The sequence below is a fragment of the Glutamicibacter sp. BSL13 genome, from assembly GCF_052928425.1.
Genome location: NZ_JAVGCZ010000046.1, coordinates 1 through 20,504, shown reverse-complemented (window position 1 = coordinate 20,504; position 20,504 = coordinate 1). Strand labels below are relative to the sequence as shown.

The following is a 20,504-nucleotide window of genomic DNA, read 5'->3' as shown; positions in this document are numbered from 1 at the left end:
GGCGGGCTCGGGCGCGGCCTGGGCCGGAGCCTGCTCGGTCTGCTGTCCGGCGGCGCGCTGATCGCCCTGCCCGGCCTCCTGCTGCGGTGCACCGGCAGCCTCCTCGCCGGGCTGCTGCTCGGCGGACTCGGCGCCCTGGCCGTTGCGGGACCGCGAACGCGGGCGGCGACGCTGCTTGCGCGGCTTCTGCTCGCCGGTCTCCTCATCCCGGTCCTGGCCCGGCAGGGCGGCTTCCAGCTGCTCCAGGCTCACCGGAGCCTGGTCCCTGCCGGATTCCTGCTTGGCTTCCGCTTCCTCGGCCTCGGTCAGGTGCGAGGCGGCGGCGATGCTGGCCAGGGCGCTGCGTGCGGCCTCGCTCTTCTCGTCGCTCTCGGTTTCCTGGGTGGCCCGCTGCTCGGTGGGCTTGGTTTCCTCCTGGCCGCTGGAGCCACCGCGACGGCGCCGGGAACGGCTGGACTTGGATTCCTGGTTCTTCTTGGCGTGCGATTCACCGTGCGAGTTGTAGCTCTTGCGGTGCTCCACCGGCTCCTCGTGGGTGATCACCCCGCGTCCAGCGCAGACCTCGCAGGCCTCCCCGAAGACTTCCAACAGGCCGGTGCCCATGCGCTTGCGGGTCATCTGCACCAGACCCAGGCTGGTGACCTCGGCGACCTGGTGCTTGGTGCGGTCGCGGCCCAGGCACTCGATCAGCCGGCGCAGGACCAGGTCCCGGTTGGCCTCCAGCACCATGTCGATGAAGTCGATGACGATGATGCCGCCGATGTCGCGCAGGCGCAGCTGGCGCACGACCTCCTCGGCCGCCTCCAGGTTGTTCTTGGTGACGGTTTCCTCGAGGTTGCCGCCCGAGCCGGTGAACTTGCCGGTGTTCACGTCCACCACGGTCATCGCCTCGGTGCGGTCGATGACCAGCGAACCGCCGGAGGGCAGGAACACCTTGCGATCCAGCGCCTTGTTGATCTGCTCGTCGATGCGGTAGTGGGCGAAGATGTCCTCTTCGTTCTTCCACTGCTCCAGGCGGCCCATCAGGTCCGGGGCCACGTACATCACGTAGGCCTCGATGGTGTCCCAGGCCTGGGTGCCGGAGACGATCAGCTTGGTGAAGTCCTCGTTGAACACATCGCGCACGACCTTGATGGTCAAGTCCGGTTCGGAGTGCAGCAGTTCTGGGGCGAGGGTCTTGTTCGACTTGGACTGTTCCTCGATGCCCTCCCACTGGGCGCGCAGGCGGTTGATGTCATTCATCAACTCTTCCTCGCTGGCACCCTCGGCGGCGGTGCGCACGATGACGCCCGCGTTCTCCGGCAGGTGGTCCTTCAGGATCTTCTTCAGCCGCTGGCGCTCCACATCCGGCAGCTTGCGGGAGATGCCGGTCATTGAACCGCCGGGAACGTACACCAGGTAGCGTCCGGGCAGGGAGACCTGGCTGGTCAGGCGGGCACCCTTGTGGCCCACCGGGTCCTTGGTCACCTGCACCAGCACCGAGTCGCCGGCCTTCAGCGCGTTTTCGATGCGCCGCGGCTGGCCCTCCAGGGCTGCGACGTCCCAGTTGACTTCGCCGGCGTACAGCACGGCGTTGCGTCCGCGCCCGATATCCACGAACGCGGCCTCCATGGAGGGCAGCACGTTCTGGACCTTGCCCAGGTACACGTTGCCGATCAGGGAATCCTGCTGGGTCTTGGACACGAAGTGCTCGGCCAGCACCCCGTCCTCCAGCACACCGATCTGGATGCGGTCCTCGCGCTGGCGCACGATCATCTGGCGTTCCACCGACTCGCGGCGAGCCAGGAACTCGGCCTCGGTGATTACCTGACGGCGGCGACCGGTTTCCCGCGATTCGCGGCGGCGCTGGCGCTTGGCTTCCAGACGGGTGGAACCGCGCACCGAGGTGACCTTGTTGGAGACCGGGGTGTCCAGGCTTGCGCGCGGGGCACGTACCCGGGTGACGGTGTTCGGCGGGTCATCCTGCGAACCGCCATCCAGTTCCAGATCCACTTCCCCGCGACGGCGGCGACGCCGACGGCGTGAGGTGACCTCATCGGCGTCCTCGTCGTGGTGTTCCTCCCCGCGCTGTTCGGCTTCGGCCTGCTGCTTGGTCTTGGGGATGGCGTGGCGTACGACCGTGTGGGCCGCCTCGGGCACGGCGAAGGGATTGATCATCATGGTGCTGCCGTGCTGCGCGAGCAGGGCGCCGGTGTGGTCCTCGTTTTCCTTCGCTGCGCCGCTTTCGCTGGCTTCAGCGGCGGCATCGGTTTCGGTGGTTTCGGTCGCCCCGGTGGATTCGGCAACTGCCTCGGTGGCCTCGGTCGGTTCCTGCTGGCGGGGCGCCTTGGAGGTCTTGGGCGGGCGGGACTCGGCCGGGGCCTGCTTGCGGTCGGTGTCCTGGCCGCCCTGGGCCGCGCTGGCCTTGTCCGTGCTGGTCTCGTTGGCGCTGGCCTCGGCGTCGGCCTGGGTGGCGCGCTGGCGGCGTTCGGCCTGGCGATTCATACGTGCGGTGTCCGGGGTGGAGACCGGGGTGCGGCGGGTGACCCGCATGCGGGTGCCGGTGGGTTCCACGCCGGCGGCCGCGTTCAGTTCGGCCAGGGTCATTGCCTGGCGCAGCGGGCGGGCCGGGGTGGTGGCTACGGTCGTGCGCCGGGCACGAGTCGAACGGTTGCCACGCTTATTTCCTCCGGAACCACTCTTGCGTTCTTTTGATGCGCTCATCAGGTTCGCGTACTCCTCTAAAACATTCCAGCGCCGGCGCTTCCACAGACAGCGCAGCAGCCGAAACTCTATTCATTTATGCCATGCGGTCGGCCACGTTTCTGGCCTGTCGGGCATCAAAGTCCTCTGTAGGTCCGTCTCACCGATTTTCGCGATGCAACGTATTGCACCGTGGAAACTGGACACGGTCAACGGGTGTGCTTCAGAACCGGCCGTTTTCCTATACGGCCCTTCGATCCGCGGTATTCCCCCGGGAGGCGCACTTTCTTGGGCACTCAACCGGAGCGATGCATCGCCTGACGATCTGTCGTTCAAAGTCTCTCGTTGGGTTGAAAGCAGACTGTGGATCCACGAACAACCACCAACATTCTCTCACATTTAGCCGCATGGCGGATGATCTTCGCTATGGGAGCACACAGTAAGTGCTTTTAGGATTGGAATAACCAATGCGCAAAACCGCGCATTCCAATGAGCAAACGGACTAGGCAGAACATGAATTCAGCTGTAGAGAATCTCCCGACACCGGGCGTGTTGCCCCGGTGGGCCAAGGATCGCGGTTTTGGAATCTTTACCGTGGTGACCGGCGTGATCGCCTGGATCGCCTCCGGTGTACTGGTGCTGGATCGGCTGGCCCTGTACAAGAACCCGGACTACGTCACCAGCTGCGACATCAACCCCTGGATTTCCTGCGGCACGGTCATGAAGTCCTGGCAGGCCGAACTGCTGGGCTTCCCGAACCCGCTGCTGGGCATCGTGGGATTCGCGATCGTGATCACCGTGGGCATGGCCTTGCTGGCCGGGGCCCGCTTTGCCCGTTGGAACTGGGTGGGGTTCCAGATCGGCATCACCCTGGCGATGGTGTTCATCATCTGGCTGTGGTCCCAGGCACTGTATGACATCAGCGCGCTGTGCCTGTACTGCATGGTCGTATGGGCCATGGTGATCCCGCTGTTCGTGCACACTACCGCTCGCAACGTCATCCACGGGGTGATCCCGGCCGGGGCGGGCGTGAAGAAGTTCTTCGCCGAGTGGTCGTGGGTGATTACCGTGGTCCTGCTGCTGGTCGTCGCCGCGACCGTGGTCCTGCGCTTCCCGAACGCCTTCTTCGGCTAGGGCACGACGAAAGCCTGCTGATGCGCCGCATGGCACTAACGCGTCGGGCGTGGATGGGGATCACCGCACTGCTGGTGGTCCCCATCGGCCTTTTTGCCCGCTTCCTGCCCTTGGGGCTGGCCGCCGACCTGACTGGGGGTCTGCTCTACGCCACGCTGCTGTATGTGCTGCTCGGTTTCCTCTTCCCACGCGCGGCCCGGCTGCACCTGTTCCTGGGTTCCCTGGGGTGGTGCGTGGCGGTGGAACTGCTGCAGCTGACTCCCCTGCCCCTGCAGCTGGCCCAGTCACTGCCCATCCTGCGCCTGGTGTTGGGCACCAGCTTCGCGGTGCTGGACCTGTTCGCCTATGTGGCCGGGGCCGCGCTGGCCTGGACGGTGGATGGACTCATCCGCCGGACGCAGGCCCATGCCCAGGCGGCCCGGGAGCTCTAGCGCAGGGCTCCCCGGGCGTGTCGCCCGCACCGCGTCCGGCTGCTGCACCGCAATTCCGCCCACTCGTGGCGGTGGGCCACCCAGCGTAAACCATGGCAAAAGTGACCCATCTGGCACACCGGGAGAAAAACCGACTAAGTTTGAGTCATGGCCCATGACAATTGGAATACGGAAACAGCCCAGGATTACGGCATCAACCTGTTGGTCTCCGACACCATCAGGCTGCGCGAGCTTCAGGAAGAAGACCTGCCAGTCCTTGCCGGCTGGTGGAACAGTCCGGAATTCATGGCGCTGCAGGGCAACATTGTCCTGCCCCACCCGCGCACCGAGGCTGCGGAGATCTTCCGGGACTGGAGTCAGAACCGGGGCACGAAGGACGGCATCGGCTTGTGCATCACCCTGCCCGACGACACGCTGGTGGGGCACACTGCGCTGTACAACTACCACGCCTCGGCCCGCTCGGCCGAGCTGATGATGATGATCGGCGGCTCCTACGTGGGCCAGGGCTACGGCACCGAGGCGACCAAGATGATCGTGGATTTCGGGTTCCGGGAAATGGGCCTGAACCGCATCGGGTTGGGCATCTGGGAGTACAACGAGCGGGCGCTGCGCACCTTCACCAAGGCGGGTTTCCGTGAGGAGGGCCGGGCCCGGCAGGCCGGGTTCCACAACGGCGAATTCCACGACAAGATCCTGCTCAGTCAGCTGGCCGACGAGTACTTTGGCTAGACCCGCCGCAGACTTCGGAGCTACGGCAACCGGCGCGAGGCCTGACCGGGTTCGTCTGCGCGAACTGCGTGCGGAGGACCTGCAGCCGTTGTCGTGCTGGTGGAATGACCCGGCAACCATGGTGCACCAGACGAACCTGGTGCTGCCCCAGCCGATGAAGGGCCTTTACCGGGTTTGGCAGGTCTGGAGCCAGAACCGGCCGACTTCCCGCGACGCCGGTTTCAGCATTGAGCTGGTCGGCGGGCCGCTGATCGGGCACGCGAGGCTCTACGGCGGGAACACCCCGGCCCGGGCGGCCGAGTTCGCGATCATCCTCGGCCCGGATTTCCGAGGACAGGGCCTGGGGGCGCAGGCCACCGCACTGATGCTGCGCCATGGCTTCCACCAGCTGGGGCTGAACCGCATCCACCTGGGGGTGTACGAGTACAACCAGCGCGCCCAACGCACCTACACCAGGCTGGGCTTTCGCCCCGAGGGCCGCCAACGGGCCGCCGTTTTTCATGATGGCCGGTTCCACGACCGGATCCTGATGGGCCTGCTGGCCAACGAGTACCCCGCCTCCCCCGCCGCCGGGCTGGCAGCAACCCGCTAGGGGCGGGAACCAGGCAGTGACGGACAGTTGAATTAACTCATCCTTTTGGACGTGTCTCGCGCGCTTCGGCGACCGCTAGCCTATTGTTTAATTGATCAATCCCCCTGACGTAGGAGCAAGAATGGCGTTCTTCCGCAAGGCTGCATCCTCAAAAAACAGGCCACCGACACAGCAAGTGGTGGTCGCGGCAGAAGCACCGGTTCGTGAGCGGCCGGAGTTCACGGTTCAGGGATTGTGGACCGACATGCTCGGCCGGTTGGGGATCCGCTGCCTGCAGATCTTGATTGTGGGACTGGTTGCCGGCTTCGTCATCATTGGCATGCTGCGCCTGACCATGATCGTGATCCCGACGCTGATCGCGCTAATCCTCTCCTGCGCCCTGTGGCCGCTGGTCACCAAGCTGCGCAAGCACCTGTCCCCGATGCTGTCCGCCTGGGTCGTCTTCCTCGGGTCGCTGCTGGTTCTTGGCGGGATCGGCACCGGCCTGGTCTTCTCGGTCATGCGCGAATGGAACACCCTAGTCAACCAGGCCGCGGAGGGCTTTAACCAGCTCAACGACCTGGTGCAACGGTTCATCGGGGACATGCCGTTCACGGTGGACCAGGGCCAGATCGATGAGGCGGTGGACACCGTCACCTCGTTCATCACCAGCTCCCAGTTCGGCGCCGGAGCCCTGAACACCATCACTGCCGCCGGCAGCTTTGTCACCGGCAGCATCCTGCTGATGGTCATCCTGTTCTTCTTCCTCAAGGACGGGGACCGGATCTGGGCGTTCTTCATTTCCTGGACCCCGAAGCACTACCGCCACAAGTGGATCACCTCCGGTGATCGGGCGCTGCACACCTTCGGCGGCTACATCCGCGGCACCGCGATCATCGCAGCCGTGGATGCCATCGGCGTGACCGCCACCCTGCTGGTGCTGCAGGTGCCGCTGGCCCTGCCGCTGGGCGTGGTGGTCTTCCTCGGCGCGTTCATCCCCATGGTCGGCGCAACCGTGGCCGGCATCCTGGCCACCCTGGTCGGCCTGGTCACCAGCGGCCCGCTGGTTGCCCTGGTGGTGCTTGCCGCGGTGATCATCGTGAACCAGCTGGAGGGCAACTTCCTGCAGCCGGTGGTCATGGCCCAGGCGCTGAACCTGCATGCCCTGGTGATCTTGATGGCCCTGACCGCCGGCACCGTGCTGGGCGGAATCGTCGGCGCCGTGCTGGCCGTGCCGCTCTCCGCCGTGGCCTGGGGCATCATCAAGGTGTGGACCGAGCGCGAGAACATGGACGCGGTCGCCGCCGCCAAGGCGCAGATCAAGATCGAGGCCGAGATCCGTGCCGAGGACAAGGCTTTGGAGAAGCTGAAGAAGAAGGAGAAGGTCGACGAGGTCAAGCAGGACGTGGACGAGATGGCAGATGAGATCATCGCCAACTCGGAAGAACACTCCGACAAGGGCCAACGTCCAGACACGGAGCAGTAGGTCGCAACACCGCAAGGCGTCATCAAGGGCAACGGCGTTGACCGGGTGAACCTCAAGTGTGTTTAATGTGAATTAAGTTAAAATTGTGACTCCGTCTTCGGCTTCTCGCGCTTTCGCCGCCGGCACTCGCGGGCAGCCAGGACAAGATCCGGGTCACAGCGAAACTCATGTGCCTTCGAAAGTTGGATGCGAAGGCAGGAAGGTAGCCTCATGCTGAACGTCAGTTCCTCAGAAGGGCCAGAAAATCCCAGAACCCTTACCGCCGCGGCCCGTGATTCACGCGCCGTCCATTCCGCGGGTGAAGGCGGCGGCGGTCAGCTGCTGACCGAGAACGGGTTTGCCGCCTCAGCGGCGGCCAAGGGCGGAAGCGCGGACAGCGGCTGGTTGGATGAGCCCGCGAGCGGCTACCTGCAGAACGCGGGCCGCACCAACGACACGCTCGGCGGCTGGCTCTAGAGCACGAACCACCCGAATCAAGCCCCAGGGGCTGCGGCATGCGCCGTGGGCTCCTGGGGCTTGTTTGTATCCGGGACGGGCCCTTGCCGGCGTGAGCGGCGCGGGAACGCAAAACGCCCGGGTGCTGCCTCCAATGGGAGGCAGCACCCGGGCGTGATCGACGGCGGAGCTTCGCCGAGTTAGTCCGTGACGGCTAGTTGCCGAACCAGATGCCGATCTCACGCTCGGCGGATTCGGGCGAGTCCGAGCCGTGCACCAGGTTCTGCTGCACCTTCACGCCCCAGTCGCGGCCGAAGTCGCCGCGGATGGTGCCCGGGGCGGCGGTGGTCGGGTCGGTGGCGCCGGCCAGCGAACGGAAGCCCGGGATCACACCGTGGCCCTCGGCCACGATCGCCACGACCGGCCCGGAGAGCATGAACTCCACCAGCGGCTCGTAGAACGGCTTGCCCTCGTGCTCGGCGTAGTGCGCGGCCAGCATCTCGCGGGTGGCCTGCAGCTGCTGCAGCTTGGCGATGGTGTAGCCCTTGGCTTCGATGCGGGCCAGGATCTGTCCGGTCAGCCCACGCTTGACGCCATCGGGCTTGACCAGGATCAGGGTGCGGTCAGACATGTAAATACCTCTTGTCTTCGACGAAATTGATACTTATCTAGGATTCTACCGGTGGGTTGTTGCGTTCCCATTCGGCCTGCTCGGCTTCCCGGCGCTTGTTCTCCACGTCCATCTGCCCACCCTTGTACAGGGCATACCACCAGCAGGCGGCGAACGCGGCGCCGATGTAGAACATGTCGGCCAGCACGAAACCGCACAGGATGAACATCAGCTGGATGATCCAGCCCATGACGATTCCGAACGGCTTGCGCAGGAAGGCGCAGGTGATGATGCACAGCGCGATCATCACCGCTCCCCCGCCCAAGATGAGCCCCGGGGCAACCTCAGAGCGCTTCAGCCCCAGGGTGGCCAGGGTGAAGAACAGCGCCACGAACGCCTCCAGGGACAGCACCGAGGAGGCCAACATGATTTTCAGCGAGCGCGGCTTCTTGCGCATGCCCGGGCGCCATTCGCGCTGGGCCTTGGTCAGACGTGCCATGAGTGCTACTCACGTCCCTTCAACAACAGTGAAATCTCGCCAACCAGCGTAATCGACCCGGTGACCAGCACGCCGCCGGCCAGGTCGTTGCCGGCCTCGGCCCGGCCCACGCACCATTCGATGGCGTCTTCCAGGTCCTCGGTCACGTGCAGGTCCTCTTCGGGCCAGCCGGCCTCCAGGGCCAGGTTCGCCAGTTCCCCGGCGGGGATGGCCCGCGGGGAGGAGGACTGGGTCAGGCACAGATCCTCAACCAGTTCCCCGTATTCCTCGCGCATCTGGTAGAGCATCCCGGCGGCGTCCTTCTCCTGCAGGATCCCGACCATCAGCACCAGGCGGCTGAACCCGAAGGATTCCTTCACCGCGGTGGCCGCTGCCTGGACCCCGTCCGGGTTGTGCCCGGCGTCCACCAGCACGGTCGGCGCGGTGCGCACGATCTCCAGGCGTCCGGGGCTGGTCACCTCGGCGAAGCCCTGGCGGATGAGTTCCACGTTCAGCTCCTTGGCTCCCCCACCCAGGAAGGCCTCCACCGCGGCCAGCGCGACGGTGGCGTTCTGCGCCTGGTGGGCACCGTAAAGTGGGAGGAACAGCTCGTCGTAGCGCGCGGCCTGGCCCTGGATGTCCAGCATCTGACCGCCCACGGCGACCTTGCGCTCCAGCAGCTTGAAGTCCAGGGTCTCAAAGGCGAACGGCACCTCAAGCTCCCGGGCCTGGCGCAGCAGCACATCGGCCGCGTCGACCGGCTGCACCGCGGTGACCAGGTAGCCGCCGGGCTTGAGGATCCCCACCTTCTCCTCGGCGATCAGCTCGGTGGTGTCGCCCAGCAGGTCGGTGTGGTCCAGGGAGATCGGGGTAATCACCGAGACGTCGCCGTCGGCGACATTGGTGGCATCGGTGATGCCGCCCAGGCCCACCTCCAGCACCAGCACGTCCACCGGGGCGTCGGCGAAGATCGCAAATCCCAGGATCGTCACGGCCTCAAAGTAGGTCAGCCGGTTTTCCCCGTTGGCCTGCAGCTCCGAGTCCACCAGGTCCAGGTAGGGGGCAATCTCGTCCCAGATCCGCACGAAGGTCTCATCATCGACCGGTTCCCCGTCGATGCTGATCCGCTCGGTGACCGAGACCAGGTGCGGGGAGGAGTAGCGCCCGGTGCGCAGGTCATGCGCGCGCAGCAGCGACTCGATCATCCGCGCCGTGGAGGTCTTGCCGTTGGTGCCGGTGATGTGGATGACCGGGCAGGCCTTGTTCGGCTCGCCCAGCACCTCCATGGCCCGGAACATCGGGGCCATGCGCGGCTCAATCTTGTTCTCCGGGGCGCGCGCCAGCAGTTCGGCGTACACCCGTTCCAGTTCGCTCACGCGCTGACCTCGACCTTCACCTGGGGTTCCTTGGCGGCACCGTTGGCCTGCAGGACCAGGTCAACGGTCAGCGTCTCACCGCTGATCAGTTCCCGGTTCGCCTCCAGGGCCGCAATCACGGTTTCGTTCGCGCTGATGGTGGTGCGGATCCGGTCCGAGACCTGCAGATCCGCGTCCTTGCGGGCGGCCTGGATGCTGCGGACCATGTCGCGGGCGATGCCCTCGGCGGCCAGCTCCTCGGTGACCTCGGTGTCCAGCACCAGGAAGCCGCCATCGATGACCGCTGCGGCGATGTCCGCCTCCGCGTTCACCACGGTGTCCAGGGTGTACTCACCCTCCACCAGTTCCAGCCCGCCGGCGGTGACCACACCGTCGGCCACGGACCAGTCACCGGACTTGGCGCCCTTGATGGCCTGCTGCACGTTCTTGCCCAGGCGCGGGCCGGCGGCGCGCGCGTTGACCACCAGCTGCTGGCTGATCCCGTAGCTGGCCGCGTCCACCCCGGCCGCGTCGATCAGGGTGACCTGCTTCAGGTTCAGTTCATCCTTGATGATCGAGGCGTAGGTGCCTTCCAGGCGGGCGGCGTCACTGAGCACGACCTTCAGTTCGGCCAGCGGCAGGCGCACACGCAGGTTCTTGGCCTTGCGCAGCGAGGAGCCCACCGAGCAGATCTTGCGGGTGGTGTCCATGGTTTCCAGCAGCGCGGCATCGGCCGGGAACTGCTCGGCGTCCGGCCAGTCGGTCAGGTGCACCGAACGCTGCCCGGTCAGCCCCCGGTAGATTTCCTCGCAGGCCAGCGGCAGCAGCGGGGCGGCGACCTTCACCAGGGTCTCCAGCGCCGTGTACAGCGTGTCAAAGGCGTGGGTGTCCTCGTCGAAGAAGCGCTGGCGGGAGCGGCGCACATACCAGTTGGTCAGGGTGTCCATGTACTGGCGCACGGCGTCGGTGGCGTCGGAGACCTCGTACTCATCCAACGCGGTGGTCACCTCGCGCACCAGCTGGCCGGTGGCGGCGATCATGTACTGGTCCAGCGGGTCCGGTGAATCGTGGGAGATCTTCGCCTCGTACCCGGCGCCGTTGTTCGCGGCGTTGGTGTACAGGTTGAAGAAGTGCCACACGTTCCACAGCGGCAGCAGCACCTGGCGCACCCCTTCGCGGATGCCCTGCTCGGTGACCACCAGGTTGCCGCCGCGCAGGATCGGGCTGGCCATCAGGAACCAGCGCATCGCATCCGAGCCGTCGCGGTCCAGCACCTCGGTGACATCCGGGTAGTTGCGCAGCGACTTGCTCATCTTCTGCCCGTCGGAGCCGAGCACAATGCCGTGGGAGATCACGTTGGTGAACGCCGGGCGGTCGAACAGGGCGGTGGACAGGATGTGCAGGGTGTAGAACCAGCCGCGGGTCTGCCCGATGTACTCCACGATGAAGTCCGCCGGGTGGTGGCCGGTGTCGAACCATTCACGGTTCTCAAACGGGTAGTGCACCTGGGCGTAGGGCATTGAACCGGAGTCGAACCAGACGTCCAGCACGTCCTCGACGCGGCGCAGCGTGCCCCCGGCCGCGCAGCCCGCGTGGGCCTTGGTCAGCTCGTCGATGAAGGGGCGGTGCAGGTCCGGCTCGCCCTCATGGTTCACCGGCAGCCGGCCGAAGAAGCCCTTCAGCTCCTGCAGGGAGCCGAATACCTCGCGGTGCGTGCACTCCACCCCGTCGCACTCCCACACCGGGATCGGGGATCCCCAGAAGCGGTTGCGGGAGATCGACCAGTCGCGGGCGTTTTCCAGCCACTTGCCGAACTGGCCGTGCTTGACGTTCTCCGGGATCCAGTTGATCTGCTCGTTCAGCTCCAGCATCCGGTCCTTGATCTGGGTGACCTCCACATACCAGGAGGAGATCGCACGGTAGATCAGCGGGTGGCGGCAGCGCCAGCAGTGCGGGTAGGAGTGCTCGTAGGAGGCCTGCTTGACCAGTCGGGCGTCGTCCTTGAGGACATTGGTGATGGTCTTGTTCGCGTCAAAGACCTGCACCCCGACGATGTCGTTCAGCGGCCCGCCGGCGAACACCGGCAGGAACTTGGCGCCCTCATCGACCGAGAGGATCACCGGGATCCCGTTTTCCTCGCAGACCTTTTGGTCATCTTCGCCGTAGGCCGGGGCCTGGTGCACCAGGCCGGTGCCGTCCGAGGTGGTCACGTAGTCGGCGGTGACGATCTGCCAGGCGTTTTCGGTGCCGTACTTCTCGGTGTCGGTGTAGGTGTCCCACAGCGGTTCGTAGCGCAGTCCGGCCAGTTCGCGGCCCTGGTAGCTGGCGGTGATGGCGGCTGCGGCCTGCTTGGCGTCGGCGTAGCCCAGGTCCTTGGCGTAGGAGCCGAGCAGGTCGCGGGCCAGCAGGAAGCTGCCGCTGGCGGCCGAGGCCTTCACACCGGCTTCCCCGGCGGGCACGACCACGTATTCCACGTCCGGGTGCACGGCCAGCGCCTCGTTGGTGGGCAGGGTCCAGGGGGTGGTGGTCCAGGCCAGGGCCTGCACGCCGACCAGGTGGCGGGAGACCGGCAGCTCGCCCTCAAGGATTGGGAAGGTGACGGTCACGGTCTGGTCCTGGACGTTCTTGTAGACGTCGTCGTCCATGCGCAGTTCGTGGTTGGACAGCGGGGTCTCGTCCTTCCAGCAGTACGGCAGCACGCGGAAGCCCTGGTAGGTCAGCCCCTTGTCGGAGAGCTGCTTGAACGCCCAGATCACCGATTCCATGTATTCGACGTTCAGGGTCTTGTAGTCGTTTTCAAAGTCGACCCAGCGCGCCTGGCGGGTGACGTACTCCTCCCACTCGTCGGCGTACTTCATCACCGAGCTGCGGCAGGCGTCGTTGAACTTGTCGATGCCCATCTCCAGGATGTGCTTCTTATCGGCCATCCCCAGCTGCTTCATGGCCTCCAGCTCGGCCGGCAGCCCGTGGGTGTCCCAGCCGAAACGGCGTTCCACACGGTGTCCGCGCTGGGTCTGGTAGCGGGCGACCAGGTCCTTGACGTAGCCGGTGAGCAGGTGGCCGTAGTGCGGCAGGCCGTTGGCGAACGGCGGGCCGTCGTAGAAGACGAATTCGTTGTCTTCGCGCTGGTCAATGGAGGCCTGGAAGGTGTTGTCCCGCTTCCAGTACTCGAGGACTCGTTTTTCGATCTCGGGGAAGCGCGGAGATGCCGGGGTGGAACCGGAGGGATCGGTAGTGACCTTCGGGTAGAAGCTCATCGTAGGCGGCCATCCTTACAAGCGTAGGTTCGGAAACATCCACTGCGAGGACGACCTGTGGCCGCGGTACCACCCCGCTTGTTCCCCCATCCGGCACCGCGTGGGGGGCCGGCGGACAAACCGCTTGTCTTCAGCTGTCACGGGCTGGTCCCGCTCGGTTCTACTAGGCCCGGAACCGGGCTGTTCTTCCAAGGACTCCCCGGTGATGGCCGGATCAACGTCGTACGTCTTCCACTTTACCCGGATTTGTCCACCACGTCATGCCACCCTGACCGCGTGCTTCGGCACATCTTCAGCCAACACGGCCCCTGCTGCCCTGGACGCTGGCCGGTGAGCGGCTTCTGCCCTAGGCTCGGGGTGATCGGCACGGATGGGAGCACCGCGCCGCGCATTGTTCGAAGGGACCAGGAAAGTCAATGACGGACCATCACGGGCAGGACGGGATCTGGACGCATCTGGAGGATCTACCGGACACCGACGCCGGTCCACCGCACGACAATGCCGCCATTGCGGGTGAGGGCGAGTTTAACTTTGCCGTCAAGGCCAATATCCAGGTGCAGGGCCTTCCGACGAACGCGGCCAGTCCCGTCTATGGCGGGTACCGGGCCCCGGCCGATGCCCTGGTGGTTTCCATCCTGCGCCAGCATGGCGGTCGGGTGCACGGCCTGACGAACATGCATGAGCTGGCGTTCGGGATCACCAGCAACAACGCCGTCTACGGGCCGGTGCGCAACCCTTATGATCGGCAGCGCACCGCGGGCGGATCCAGTGGCGGCAGCGCCGCGGCCGTGGCCGCCGGGACCGTGCGCATGTCCCTGGGTACGGACACCGGCGGCTCAATTTCCATCCCGGCCTCCTCCTGCGGGGTGGTCGGGTTTCGTCCCAGCACCGGACGTTGGCCCATTGACGGGATCATCGGGCTGTCCACCTCCCGCGACACCATTGGCGTGCACACCCCCACCGTGGCCGAGGCGAGCCTGCTGGACAACTGGATCAGCAACACCCCGCCGACACCTGCTCCGGTCGCGCGTGCGCGCCTGGGACTGCCCGCCGCTTTCCACCGGGACCTCGATCCCGACGTGGCCCGGGTGCTGCGCCGGGCGCTAAAGTCCCTGGAACCCCATGTGCATTTCGTTGATGTGGACCTGTCCCCGATCATTGCCCTGACCGACCGGGCGCAGTGGGACCTGGTGGGGTGGGAGGCTCCGCGGCTGCTTAGCGCCTACCTGGCGGCGGCCGAGGACCTGAGCCCAACCCGGGCGTGGGCCGAGGTGGTTCACCGGGCGGCCTCCCCCGACGTGCGCGGCATCCTGGACAGCTATGCCAGCGAGCCGGTGGACCAACGCTCCTATCAGCAGGCCAGGCTCGCCATGGCAGCGGCGCGAGAGCGGTATGCCCGGCTCATGGAGCACCAACGCCTCGACGCCCTGTTCTTCCCCACCATGCCTGCGCTTCCCCAGCGGGTGGGCGAGGACCATGTGGTGGACCACTGCGGCCAGCCGACTGCCCTGTTCCCACTGATGACCCGGAATGTCGGGCCGGGCACGATACTGGGCGTGCCGTCGGTGACCCTGTCCGCCGGCCGGGGCTCGCACGGACTGCCGGTGGGGATGACGGTGCAGGGTAGCGCCCACCAGGATGCTGATCTGCTGGCATTGGCGGGGCAGCTCGAGCCACTGCTCGCGCGCGCCTGCTGAGGCGGTTTCCGTCCGGCGCGCGGCTTGTTCCACGGGCGGGCCAGCTATTGACAGTGAGCCTCGGCACACCAGCTCGTGAGGCCGCGGTGTACCGCGGGCAAGGAAAAACCAAGGAGAACGCCATTGTTCTTCCCTTGGTACCTTCAGCATATCGTCTGGGTGGGGGCTGGCCGCAAGACCCGGGGCAGGATTGAAAATGAGTAGCCGAACCGCCACCCCGATCCCGTGCAACATCAACCATCCGTGCCACCTCCCAGCGGCCCTGCGACCTGCTGCTGGTGATGTCCGAATGGGGCAACGCCGTGCCCGCCGATTCACTGCGCCCTTACTTACCGCCGTCCGAGGCCTCTCACCGACAGCGGCCTCCACCGAAAATCATTGACGAACCGGCCGAATGCCAGGAGCATCTAGCCGCGGTGGCAGAGCGCATACCTCAGCTGCGCGCCCAAATGTAGCAGATTCCGCATCGGCGCATGATCCGGCGGAGGATAGAAATACGACTTCCAGGTATCAGACTCGGTCACTTGGCCACTGTGTGCGTACCGGACCGGTGACGCTCAGCCGCTGCGTCGACACGCCGCAGATACTCCGTCTGGTCGATCGCACCGCGGGCCTCGTCGGTCAAGTTCTCGACGTCCTCGCGGTTCGGGACCCATCCCTCATGCCAGGCTGCGGCCAGTGACTGCCGAACGGCATTGCGTTGGTTAGCATCGAGCTGCGCAAACAGTTCTGGCCAGCGTTCCTCAATATCAAACTTCTCGGTCACGGCCGGACTCCTTCCAAGAAAATGACCCACTTCATTTTACCAAGTCACCTGAAAACGATCCTTAGATAGTTTCGGTTGGTGCTGGTTTCGGGCACAGGTTTCGGGCCGCCTTTCTGCGGCGTGTCACTCGAAATAGTGAGTGCCAGGCAAGACGGTCTTAAAACGATCGTTTTTGGCGTCCGTATGAGGCACTTTCATTGGGCATTCTCGCGGGCGGGGTATACGCGACGCGCATCTTGGCCGCGAGCATAGAGACCTCTAGCAACCCACATCAGTAGAGCCGGTGCCCCGGTGAACGACGACCGTCGTATGGGACAAGCATCAGCACTTGAGAGAACTTCGTTTCTATCATCCTTGCTTTGGACCAGAACTTGTTATTGGTGATCGCCCCCGGCACAAAAAAGTCTGATCGCGAGGGTCAATGCCAAATCAGCAGGTCATTGGGTGGGCTGGTAGTCGCTTGGCGAAAACGTTCTAGGAGGAGTGCCGATCGAGGCTGTTTTCACGGGCAGGCTGGGGCTGGAGGGCGACGATGAAACTAATTGGGCCGGTGAGTGATCCAAGGCAGCATCCAATGATCAGGAGCAGCGTCACGTCATAGTCTGGAATCTGCTGCGTGAGGAGAGCAAAGACGAAGCCCAGAAGCAGCACGCCCGCGACGGATGCAATAATTCCTCCGGAAACTCGCCCCTTTCGGCTCCCCAGCACGAACAGTCCCGTCGAGACGACAGAAGCTATCAGTGCAGCGAAGATGCTGGAAACGGCGAAGAATACCACTAGCGTTGAGAGGCTGTCGGAGAGTGAATTTGAGTTATATCCAAGGAGCGAAGAGTGCGTAGCCAGGACGACAGTTCCGAGCGAACTGATGAAGGAGAAAACAAAGCCACGAATATGACTAGATAGGTTTTCCTTCATTTGGGTCTCCTTACACGAGGTAGAGACCATTTCCCGCCCTCTTTAGCGAAGGGCGCGTCTCCTGGTTTCCGAATATGTCCCTCACCTTACCTCTGTGCTCCATTGCCGAATGCTCAGAGCATCCGGCGCAGGCGTATTGGAGCCAGAGAGCCCTTCGCTGAAGAGTCGAGGACGGGGCAGCGTTAGGTTGATACGCTGCCCCGTGCTGTCAACCTGTTTAGGTCATGGCAACGCGCGCGGTCCGGTAGGCGAACGTCTTCCGGGGCTTCTCCGGTCATGGGCAAGGGCGTCTTTGGTTCTCGGTTACTGGTTCGGCGGCAGCTACGGCCGTGAGGTTGCTCGGAGGGGCGTTGTCCAGCACGAGCACATGCAGCCCGCAGAGCATGCCAGAACGGGCCAGGTGGAAGATAGTCGTGGGTCTTCCGACCCCGCCTTTCTGGTTGCCGAGAGCGCAAATGTGGGTGGTCCTTGCAACCCTGGATCCTTCGGTGCCGGCGTCGTCGGCGCGGTGGACCTCTATATGTCCATAAACAGAGCCCCTGCCCAGCTGGTGATCCTTGGGCCATCCGAACCTGCGACCTAAGTGAGGTTGAACCGGCTGCCGGCCGGGTTGCGAGTCCCGGCCAGGCCGCCAAAGGGAATGATCTGGCTTTCTGAGGCACCGCGCTCGGGACATGGTTGAGCCCGCAAGGACCCGGTGGCGGCTCCTGACTGGCTCGTGTCGGTCGCAGTTTTCCGGCGTTCGCGAAGATACGCACGCCGCAACGATTATCTAGGAATCCTTGCCGTTCTTGGAGGGGCGGGTCCCCAGTTCCCCGTCGACCTGATCGGCAAACTTCGTGCTCGCCGCGGTTTCGGGTGACTCTTCCTGCCAAATCATCTCAAGATCGGCAGCAAGGTTCGCTTCCTTCCGTGCCTTTTTCCTCTGTTCATTAGCCATGGCCTCAGTCTAGCGACCTTTGGGAAAAGAAGCAGTGACCCCCGATACCGGTGCACTCCAAAACCGCCTTGTCACCTCGAAAAGGGCTGCCGGTTGCAGAACGGCCCCCGCGCCGCGACAGGGGGTTCCTGTCGCGGCGCGGGGGCCGTTCTAGAGCCTGGGGTAGTGCTTACAGGCTCTCAGCAAATTTTTTTGCCCGGGCATGCTCCAGCATCTCTTCGCGGGAAACTACCTTGACGCGGTCACGGGTAACCTCGCCGAAGCGGGTCGGCACGGTTCCGGCCTCGCTGCCCAGCTGCTTCTCTTGCTGGTCCAGGGCCAGCCAGCCTTCCCAGGTGGCGAAGTCGACGCCGCGTTCCTCCAGCAGCTGAGTGATCGGTGCGTCCTGGCTCGGCTGGGCCAGCTGGTCCAGGTCGGTGAGCAGGTGGTTGATGGTCTCCAGGGCGTCGCCCTTGGTGTGGCCGATCAGGCCCACCGGACCGCGCTTGATCCAGCCAGTGGCGTACAGGCCCGGCACATGCTGGCCGTGGGCGTCCAGGACGCGGCCGCCTTCGTTGGGCAGCACGCCGGCAGCGCCATCGTATTCGATGCCGTCCACGGCCGAACCGAAGTAGCCCACCGCGCGGTAGACCGCCTGGACGGGGTATTCGGTGAACTCTCCGGTGCCGCGCACGTTGCCGGTCCCGTCCAGTTCATTGCGTTCCATCTTCAGCCCGGCAACTTTGCCGTCCTCGCCGACGATCTCGACCGGGGACTGCAGGAAGTGCAGGTGCAGGCGACGCGAGGCGCTGGGGGCCTCTTCGCGTTCTTCCTGCTCGATCAGCCAGTTGGTCAGCGTGGAGACCATGGTCTTGGTCTGGTTGTTGGTCTTCATCGCTTCATCGGAGGCGGCGTCGAACTCGAAGTCCTCCGGGTACAGGACGATGTCCACATCCTTGGAGTGCGACAGTTCGCGCAGCTCCAGCGGGGTGAACTTCACCTGCGCCGGACCGCGGCGGCCGAAGATGTGCACGTCGGTGACGGCCGAGTTGTTCAGCTGCTCGTAGATGTGCTCCGGGATTTCGGTTTCCAGCAGCTGGTCGGCGTGCTTGGACAGGATGCGTGCCACGTCCAGGGCCACGTTGCCGTTGCCGATGACGGCCACTTCCTTGGCCGACAGGTCCCAGGTGCGGTCGGTGTCCGGGTGGGCGTCGTACCAGGAGACGAAGTCGGCGCCGCCGAAGGAGCCTTCCAGGTCCACGCCTGGGATGTTCAGGTCGGCGTCCTTCTGGGCGCCGGTGGCGATGATCACCGCGTCGTAGCGGGCCTTGAGTTCATCCAGGGTGATGTCCCGCCCCAGGCCCACGTTGCCGTAGAAGTCGATCCAGTCGTTGTGCAGCACCTTGTGCAGGGCGGTGATGATGCCCTTGATGCGCGGGTGGTCCGGGGACACCCCATAGCGGATCAGGCCGAACGGGGTGGGCAGCTCGTCGAAGAGGTCGACTTTCAGCTGCAGGGCGCCGGAGGAGACTGCTTCGCTTTTGGCCAGCATGTCGGCCGCGTAGATCCCGGCCGGTCCGGCGCCGACGATGGCCACGCGCAGGGGTCGGTTGGTCAGGTGCTCTGGAATGCTAAGTTCACTCATCAAACAACTTCTACTTTCTTAGTCAACGAATAGGGCCGGCACCGCAGTATCGGTGTGGGTCAGCGGCTGAAGCTCAGCCAGCTGCACTGCAGCATCGGGGGCCAGTCGAACCACGTCACCAATCACAATGACGGCCGGATTCGTTACTGCGGCTTGTTGGGCGCGCACTACGATCTCTTCTAGGGTACCGATAGTTGTGCGTTGCGTCTGTGAGTAACCTCGCTCAATTATGGCAATCGGAGTGTTAGTTCCCAGCCCACGCCCAGTTAACGTCTGCACTGTGGCGGCCAGGCGGCCCACGCCCATCAGGATCACCAGGGTGTGGTCCGTGCGCAACGGCACATCGCCAAGCTCCTGGTGGCCGGTGACCACGCTGAACCCGGCGGCCAGCCCGCGGTGGGTGACCGGGATGCCGGCGGCGGCCGGCACCGCCACGGCGCTGGTGATGCCGGGAATCACCCGCACGGTAAACCCGTGGGCGGCCGCGTAGGCGGCCTCTTCTCCCCCGCGGCCGAGCACGTACGGGTCTCCGCCCTTCAGGCGCACCACGTTCTTCCCCTGCCGGGCCTGGCTGACTAGGCATTGGTTGATTTCGTCCTGGGTGGCCAGGTGGCTTCCCGGGGCCTTTCCCACGTCAATGACCTGCACGTGATCTTCCAACTCGTCCAGCAGCGCCGTGGGACCGAGCCGGTCCGCCAGGACCACGTCCGCTCGCATCAATGCCTTGTACCCGGCCACGGTGATCAGCTCCGGGTCTCCCGGGCCGCCGCCGATGAGGGTAATGCTTCCTTTATCCATTGTTTTCTCCAGTTCGTCTCATTCCCCGGTCCCGCAGGAGTTTGCGTTCCACCGGGGCAAAGCAGGCCAGTTCAATGAGCACCCCGACCAGCAGGATGACCACTATGACCAAGATCACCAGGGGCAAATCGGCCAGGTCCCGTCCACGCTGCAGCAGGGAGCCGACCCCGGGGGCCAGCGCGCCGCCGACCGCGATCAGTTCCGCGGCCATCAACGAGCGCCAGGCGAAGGCCCACCCCTGGCGCAGCCCGGACACATAGCCGGGCAGGGCGGCGGGCAGCTCCACATGCCACAGGTGCTGCAGCCGGTTTGCGCCCAGCACCTGGGACAGGGCCCGGTACGCCGGGGGCATCAGGTCCATCCCGCCCAGCAGCCCGTTGATGATGGAGGGAATCGCCCCGAGCAGCAGCACCGTGTAGATCGTGGCGTCGCTGAGCCCGAACAGGATGATCGCCGCCGGCACCCAGGCGATGGAGGGCAGCACCTGCAGGGCGGAGACCAGTGGGCCGATGCCTTTGCGCAGCAGCGGCTGGTGTCCCAGCAGCAGGGCCATGGGGGTGGCGACCAGCACGGCCAGCACAAACCCGCTGGCGGCG

At 65.0% G+C, this 20,504-nt stretch carries 17 protein-coding genes and 1 pseudogene; 7 read left to right on the top strand and 11 right to left on the bottom strand.

The genetic code is table 11. The features are described 5' to 3' along the window. On the bottom strand, positions 1–2,703 hold a 2,703-nt coding region (locus RCJ92_RS09705; RefSeq protein WP_446754437.1), incomplete at its 3' end, for an Rne/Rng family ribonuclease. 492 nt (positions 2,704–3,195) lie between these two features. Here RCJ92_RS09705 and RCJ92_RS09700 point away from each other — a divergent pair. From RCJ92_RS09700 to RCJ92_RS09675, 6 genes are all read left to right on the top strand, one after another. Then, positions 3,196–3,816 (top strand): vitamin K epoxide reductase family protein, encoded by a 621-nt coding sequence (locus tag RCJ92_RS09700; protein WP_446754436.1) that lies wholly within the window; start codon positions 3,196–3,198, stop codon positions 3,814–3,816. A 29-nt stretch (positions 3,817–3,845) separates the two neighbouring features. Beyond that, positions 3,846–4,247, top strand: coding sequence for a DUF2809 domain-containing protein (locus RCJ92_RS09695; RefSeq protein WP_446754435.1), 402 nt, complete (start codon positions 3,846–3,848; stop codon positions 4,245–4,247). Between the two features lie 147 nt (positions 4,248–4,394). Continuing rightward, entirely contained in the window at positions 4,395–4,976 is a 582-nt protein-coding gene (locus RCJ92_RS09690) for a GNAT family N-acetyltransferase (RefSeq protein ID WP_138177666.1), read from the top strand. Then, positions 4,882–5,568, top strand: coding sequence for a GNAT family N-acetyltransferase (locus RCJ92_RS09685; RefSeq protein WP_446754434.1), 687 nt, complete (start codon positions 4,882–4,884; stop codon positions 5,566–5,568). Before RCJ92_RS09690 ends, RCJ92_RS09685 begins: the two co-directional genes overlap by 95 nt. Positions 5,569–5,746: 178 nt before the next feature. Next, entirely contained in the window at positions 5,747–7,033 is a 1,287-nt protein-coding gene (locus tag RCJ92_RS09680; RefSeq protein WP_446754433.1) for an AI-2E family transporter, read from the top strand. 210 nt (positions 7,034–7,243) lie between these two features. Next, a complete protein-coding gene (locus RCJ92_RS09675; RefSeq protein WP_343830339.1) occupies positions 7,244–7,489 on the top strand; it encodes a hypothetical protein in 246 nt (81 codons plus the stop codon). Positions 7,490–7,682: 193 nt separating this feature from the next. Here RCJ92_RS09675 and ndk read toward each other — a convergent pair whose 3' ends face one another. Genes ndk through ileS form a run of 4 tightly spaced genes read right to left on the bottom strand, consistent with a single transcriptional unit; the run spans position 7,683 to position 13,168 of the window. Beyond that, positions 7,683–8,099 carry a nucleoside-diphosphate kinase gene (gene ndk / locus RCJ92_RS09670; protein ID WP_343830337.1) on the bottom strand — a complete coding sequence of 139 codons (417 nt, stop codon included), beginning with the start codon at positions 8,097–8,099 and terminating at the stop codon, positions 7,683–7,685. 37 nt (positions 8,100–8,136) lie between these two features. After that, entirely contained in the window at positions 8,137–8,577 is a 441-nt protein-coding gene (locus RCJ92_RS09665; RefSeq protein WP_138926323.1) for a DUF4233 domain-containing protein, read from the bottom strand. A gap of 5 nt (positions 8,578–8,582) precedes the next feature. Further along, positions 8,583–9,932, bottom strand: coding sequence for a bifunctional folylpolyglutamate synthase/dihydrofolate synthase (locus RCJ92_RS09660; protein ID WP_138926324.1), 1,350 nt, complete (start codon positions 9,930–9,932; stop codon positions 8,583–8,585). Continuing rightward, positions 9,929–13,168 (bottom strand): isoleucine--tRNA ligase, encoded by a 3,240-nt coding sequence (ileS, locus tag RCJ92_RS09655; RefSeq protein WP_446754432.1) that lies wholly within the window; start codon positions 13,166–13,168, stop codon positions 9,929–9,931. Before ileS ends, RCJ92_RS09660 begins: the two co-directional genes overlap by 4 nt. 416 nt (positions 13,169–13,584) lie before the next feature. Between ileS and RCJ92_RS09650 the strand changes: the two genes are divergently transcribed. Further along, positions 13,585–14,865: an amidase family protein gene (locus RCJ92_RS09650; RefSeq protein WP_446754431.1), complete on the top strand. Its 1,281-nt coding sequence runs from the start codon at positions 13,585–13,587 to the stop codon at positions 14,863–14,865. 520 nt (positions 14,866–15,385) lie between these two features. Here RCJ92_RS09650 and RCJ92_RS09645 read toward each other — a convergent pair. The 6 genes and pseudogenes from RCJ92_RS09645 to RCJ92_RS09620 all read right to left on the bottom strand — a co-directional run. Then, complete coding sequence (locus RCJ92_RS09645) at positions 15,386–15,631, bottom strand: antitoxin VbhA family protein (protein ID WP_446754430.1); 246 nt, start codon at positions 15,629–15,631, stop codon at positions 15,386–15,388. Positions 15,632–16,105: 474 nt separating this feature from the next. Further along, positions 16,106–16,546, bottom strand: coding sequence for a hypothetical protein (locus RCJ92_RS09640; RefSeq protein ID WP_446754429.1), 441 nt, complete (start codon positions 16,544–16,546; stop codon positions 16,106–16,108). A gap of 772 nt (positions 16,547–17,318) precedes the next feature. Continuing rightward, positions 17,319–17,486 (bottom strand): hypothetical protein, encoded by a 168-nt coding sequence (locus RCJ92_RS09635; RefSeq protein WP_171021251.1) that lies wholly within the window; start codon positions 17,484–17,486, stop codon positions 17,319–17,321. Positions 17,487–17,655: 169 nt separating this feature from the next. Next, complete coding sequence (locus RCJ92_RS09630; protein ID WP_138177688.1) at positions 17,656–19,110, bottom strand: FAD-dependent oxidoreductase; 1,455 nt, start codon at positions 19,108–19,110, stop codon at positions 17,656–17,658. Between the two features lie 18 nt (positions 19,111–19,128). Then, a pseudogene (gene cobA / locus RCJ92_RS09625) lies at positions 19,129–19,899 on the bottom strand (uroporphyrinogen-III C-methyltransferase); the annotation flags it as partial. A 1-nt stretch (position 19,900) separates the two neighbouring features. After that, positions 19,901–20,504, bottom strand: a 604-nt coding sequence (locus RCJ92_RS09620) for an ABC transporter permease (protein WP_446754428.1), incomplete at its 5' end; no start/stop codon positions are given.

What these genes read in the sequence shown, in the direction of transcription:
- RCJ92_RS09700 (WP_446754436.1), top strand. Translation starts at nt 3,196, where the DNA reads ATGAATTCAGCTGTAGAGAATCTCCCGACACCGGGCGTGTTGCCCCGG.
- RCJ92_RS09695 (WP_446754435.1), top strand. Translation starts at nt 3,846, where the DNA reads ATGGCACTAACGCGTCGGGCGTGGATGGGGATCACCGCACTGCTGGTG.
- RCJ92_RS09690 (WP_138177666.1), top strand. Translation starts at nt 4,395, where the DNA reads ATGGCCCATGACAATTGGAATACGGAAACAGCCCAGGATTACGGCATC.
- RCJ92_RS09675 (WP_343830339.1), top strand. Translation starts at nt 7,244, where the DNA reads ATGCTGAACGTCAGTTCCTCAGAAGGGCCAGAAAATCCCAGAACCCTT.
- ndk (WP_343830337.1), bottom strand. Translation starts at nt 8,099, where the DNA reads ATGTCTGACCGCACCCTGATCCTGGTCAAGCCCGATGGCGTCAAGCGT.
- RCJ92_RS09665 (WP_138926323.1), bottom strand. Translation starts at nt 8,577, where the DNA reads ATGGCACGTCTGACCAAGGCCCAGCGCGAATGGCGCCCGGGCATGCGC.
- ileS (WP_446754432.1), bottom strand. Translation starts at nt 13,168, where the DNA reads ATGAGCTTCTACCCGAAGGTCACTACCGATCCCTCCGGTTCCACCCCG.
- RCJ92_RS09650 (WP_446754431.1), top strand. Translation starts at nt 13,585, where the DNA reads ATGACGGACCATCACGGGCAGGACGGGATCTGGACGCATCTGGAGGAT.
- RCJ92_RS09640 (WP_446754429.1), bottom strand. Translation starts at nt 16,546, where the DNA reads ATGAAGGAAAACCTATCTAGTCATATTCGTGGCTTTGTTTTCTCCTTC.
- RCJ92_RS09635 (WP_171021251.1), bottom strand. Translation starts at nt 17,486, where the DNA reads ATGGCTAATGAACAGAGGAAAAAGGCACGGAAGGAAGCGAACCTTGCT.
- RCJ92_RS09630 (WP_138177688.1), bottom strand. Translation starts at nt 19,110, where the DNA reads ATGAGTGAACTTAGCATTCCAGAGCACCTGACCAACCGACCCCTGCGC.